The sequence below is a fragment of the Micromonospora sp. NPDC005257 genome (genome assembly GCF_042872445.1).
Taxonomy (GTDB): Bacteria; Actinomycetota; Actinomycetes; order Mycobacteriales; family Micromonosporaceae; genus Micromonospora.
The window spans coordinates 1-4519 of sequence record NZ_JBIAKL010000030.1; the positions used below are offsets into that span (position 1 = coordinate 1).

The following is a 4519-nucleotide window of genomic DNA, read 5'->3' on the forward strand; positions in this document are numbered from 1 at the left end:
GTCGCGGAGGTAGAAGGTGGAGTTGCTGGGTCGGAAGACGCCGACGGTGTCGATGCCGTCGTTGTTCCAGTCACCCGAAATCGGCACATCCTCCGGGGACACGTCCTCGAGGATGTTGTCGTAGCGGACCGGGGTGTACAGGCTGGCGTAGCTGGAGGTCCAGGTCCGTTCGATCGTGTCCGAGCTGCCCGTCTGCTCGATCACCACCGGAGTGGTGTGTGCGGAGTCGCTCCACTTCACGAACAGGGCGACGTGGTTCTCGTTGGTGTTCCCGGTGTGCCGGAGCAGCGCGTCGCCCGGGGCGAGATCGCCGCGCGAGATCGTGTGTGAGCGACTGTCCAGGTTTCCGGTCCAGAACGAACTACCCGAGCCGCCGAGACCCCATGCCATCGCCACGAACCCGGAACAGTCGGTGCGATAGTCGCCGTACTGGTTCTCGTAGCAGCGTTCCTGGCTGTAGGGGACACCGCCGCCACTGAGCCAGCTACGTGCCCGCTTGACCGCCTCCGATCTCTGCATGTCCTTGTCAGCACCGTTGTTGCCACACGGGATCGGCGTGGTGCTCACCGCGGCGGACGCTCGCGACCGTGGCGCCAGGCCCGGGTAGTCGGGCAGCGCCGGATCGCCCGGTGCGGCGGCGACCGCTGTGCCGGCCGCGTCCACCGCCGAGGTGTCGGGCGTCGCGGACGCCACAGTGGGCGTCGAAGCCAGGGCCGCCGCCAGCACCGCCACCGGCACCAGCGACCTGCGTGCCCATGAGCCACCTCGTCGAGCGTATGAGTGCAATGTGTTCTCCCCATCTCTTCCGGCGTGCCTGCCGCCTCGCCGTGCTCAGAGTGTGCGGAGCGCTTCTGACGTACGACTGGAGGGACAGATCCTGTAGTGAACTCGTACTACGATCTGTCCGGACAGATGTACGAGTCAGATCGTCACCGCCGGCGCGTATCGATCGTCGGCCACCCGTCGACGAGCCGGCCGCCGGGGGCGCTTCGGGCGGCCCCACGGGTTGACGATCGTGCACACGGGGGAGTCGACGATGGGCGACGGGGGGCCTGGCGGCCTCAGCGAGCTTCTGCGGCGTGCTCGGGTCGGTCGCGGCCTGACGCAGGCCGATCTCGCGGATCGGGCCGGGGTCAGCGTAGGTGTGGTTCGTGACCTCGAGCAGGGGCGCAGCGGAAGACTGCGTGGACGCTCCCTGCAGGCACTTGCCGACGCCTTGGGTCTTCACCACGAGGACCGCATGCGGATGAAGCAGATGTCCCGGCCACCGCAGCGGGAGCGTCTCAGGGCGACCGGGCCGGCCCGGATCTCCGTGCTGGGGCCGCTGCTGGTCACCCGGGCCGGTCAGCCCACCGACCTCCGAGCCGGACGGCACCGTGTCGTGCTGGCGCGCCTCGCGCTGACTCCCGGCCGTCCGGTGGGCCGCGAGGAGTTGATCCATCTCTTGTGGGGAGACGCGCCACCGACGTCGGCGACAAACGTGGTGCAGACACACATCAGTCGGATCCGTCGCCTGCTGGAGCCGGCACCGCACCCTGAGCAGCCGCCATCGGTGATCCTCGGGTCGGGCGGATACGAGCTGCCGGCCGATGCCGAACGGCTCGATCTGGTGGGCTACCGGTCCCGCCTCCTGGAGGCCGGCGCACCGGCCCTGCCACCCGAGCGCGCCTTCGAGCTGCTCCTCGACGCGCTCGCCATGTGGCACGGCGACGACGCCGCCCAGGACGTGCCGGAACTCTCCGGCGATCCGTTGATCACGGCGCTGGCCGAGGAGCGCGTGGAGGCGGCCGTGCGTCTGGCGCGCCTCGGGGAGGTGCTGCACCGGCAGCGGGAGGTCCTCCCGCTTCTGCGCCGGCTGGCGGGGCGGCACCCGTGGCACGAGTCGTTGCACGCACGGCTGGTCGTCGCACTCGCCGCCGCGGGGCAGCAGGCCGCCGCGATCGAAGCCTTCGAGAGTGTCCGCCAGCGGCTCGCCGAGGAACTGGGCGTCGATCCCGGCCGCGAGCTGACCGAGGCGCGGCAGGCCGTGATCGGCGGGCCGGGGGATCGAAGCGCGGGTACGCCGGTGGACACTCGTGCCGTCGTCACGCCGCGGCAGGTGCCGGCGCCACCGGCGGATTTCTGCGGACGCGCCGAGGAACTGCGCGAGCTCGAGTGGGCATTGCGCTACCCGGACGGTGGAGCACCAGTCGTCCGCGTCATCTCCGGCATGGCCGGTGTCGGCAAGACGAGCCTCGCCCTGAAGGCGGCCTGGGGAGTACGGCGGGACTTCCCGGACGGTCAGCTCTACATCGACCTCCGCGGTGGTGGCGAAGACCGGCCGGTCGCGGTCGGATACGCGCTCGCTCGACTGCTGAGAGCCCTCGGTGTCGAGGCGCGCGCCATTCCCGGTGACGAGGACGAGGCCGCAGCGCTCTACCGCAGCGTGCTTGCCGACCGGCGGGTGCTGATCGTGCTCGACAACGCGCACAACGCCGCCCAGATCCGCCTGCTGCTGCCGGGCCCCGGCGGAAGCGCGGTCCTGGTCACCAGCCGCAACCAGTGCGAGGAACTGGACGGCGCCGCCACCACGCTCCTGCCGGTGTTCACGTCGGACGAGGCACTGCACCTGCTGCGGATCAAGCTCGGTGCGGCCCGGGTCCACGCCGAACGCAGGGACGCCGAGGCCCTGGTCGACGCATGTGGCCGGTTGCCGATCGCGGTGCGGCTGGTGGCGGGCCGGCTGGTCGGCCACCCGGAGAGCACGGTTGCCGAGGTCCTGCAGGGGCTGACCGACGAGGGGTCGCGGCTTGCCCAGCTCAGCCTCGGTGACCGCACCGTGACGAGCAGTTTCGCCATCAGCTGCCGCGCCCTGCCGTCGGCGGTGGTGGAGGTCTTCCAGGCCGCCGCGCTGATCCCGGGCGAAGACTTCTCGGCCGCCGCGGTCGCCGCGCTGCTCGGGTCCGAACAGCGCGGCGTCCGGGCGGCGCTGGACCACCTCGTCACGGAGAACCTGCTCCAGCCCGGCGGTGTGGAGGGCCGTTACCGCTACCACGACCTGCTGCGTCTGTACGCGTTGCGAGCCGGCGAGACCCGGGAGACGCCCGTCGACCGTGGCGCTGCCCTGGCCCGGCTCTACACCTGGTACCTGACGCGGACCGCGTCGGCGATGACACTGGTCTATCCCGACATGGTGCGGCTGCCGATCGAGGTCGACCCGGCCGAGAACCCGTTTCCCGATGTCGATGCCGCGACGGCGTGGCTCAGCCAGGAGGCGGCGAACCTCGTCGCGGCGGTCGAAGTCGCCGCGACTGACGGTCATGGCGCACGGTCCTGGCAGTTGGCGGACCAGCTCCGCGGATACTTCTTCGTCTCGGGAGACGTGGTCGCCTGGCTCGCGAGCGGGTCGGCCGGACTCGCCGCCGCGGAGGCCGCGGGTGACATGCGGGCTCAGGCCGCCATGCATCAGACTCTCGGGCAGGCACACTGGGCGGCCGGAAAGCATCATCTGGCCGCCGCCGCCTACCGTCGAGGCATCGCGGCTGCCCGTGGCAGCGGCTGGCTCGTCGGCGAGGCATACCTGTCACACAACCTCGGGCTCGTGCAGGCCGAGTTGGGCCACCCGGACGAGGCGCGGGGTCTCTATCAGCGGGCATTGGACCTCGGGACGGGTCCCGAGTTCCACCACGTTCGGGCGGTGACGCTGAACGACCTGGGCACGCTGTGCCACGAACGGGGCCAGCTCACCGAGGCGGCCGGTTACCTGACGGCGGCCCAACGGTTGAACGAGAGGTCGGCGCGCCACCTGTCGGCAATGGCGAACCGGCACAACCTGGCGATGGTGCTACGGCAGATGGAAGACTTCGAGCCCGCGCGTGCCCACTTCGCGGCCGCACTCGACTACCACCGTCGCACCGGGTCCACGCTGCGGGAGCTGTCGGTGCTCGACGAGCTGAGCCAACTCGACCGCCAGCTGAACGAGTGGGTGTCCGCGGCACACAACGCCGCCGAGGCGCTGCGGCTGGCCAGGAAGCTGCGGAACCTGCGGGCCGAGGCTGCCACCCTCAACACACTGGCCTTCGCGTTGTTGGGAAGCCGGGCCGTCGATGACGCCCGCACACGGTTCACCGAAAGCCTGTCGATCAGCCGGAAACGCGGCTTCCAATATTTCGAATGCCAGGCGGCCATCGGCCTCGCCGAGGCCGCACTGCTCGAAGGCGCGGCCGAGGAGGCCTACGAAACGGCGGAGGACGCAGTCCTCATCGCCTCCCGCAACGCCTACCGGGTACTGCACGGCGACGCCCTCCTCGTGCAGGCCAAGGCGGCGGTCCGGCTGGGTGAACCGGACAAGGCCCGGCGACACTGCGCGGGTGTCCGGGAGCTGCTCGGGACGACGTCGCTTCCGGACCGGGCGCGCGAGTGCGAGGCGATCGAGGCACTGCTGACGCACCTGCCGTGATGGCGGGACCCGGTGGTGTCCGGGTCCCGCCGTGGTGGGTGTGGTGGTCAGATGCCGTAGACGAATTGGGTGTCTACGGGG

At 70.7% G+C, this 4519-nt stretch carries 1 protein-coding gene and 1 pseudogene; one reads left to right on the forward strand and one right to left on the reverse strand.

Translation table 11 applies throughout. The features are described 5' to 3' along the window. Positions 1-738, reverse strand: a pseudogene (locus tag ACFYO8_RS29590) (hypothetical protein); the annotation flags it as partial. 298 nt (positions 739-1036) lie between these two features. On the opposite strand from ACFYO8_RS29590, the gene ACFYO8_RS29595 reads away from it, so the two are divergent. Continuing rightward, a complete protein-coding gene (locus tag ACFYO8_RS29595; RefSeq protein WP_357712005.1) occupies positions 1037-4438 on the forward strand; it encodes a BTAD domain-containing putative transcriptional regulator in 3402 nt (1133 codons plus the stop codon). Positions 4439-4519: the final 81 nt, after the last annotated feature.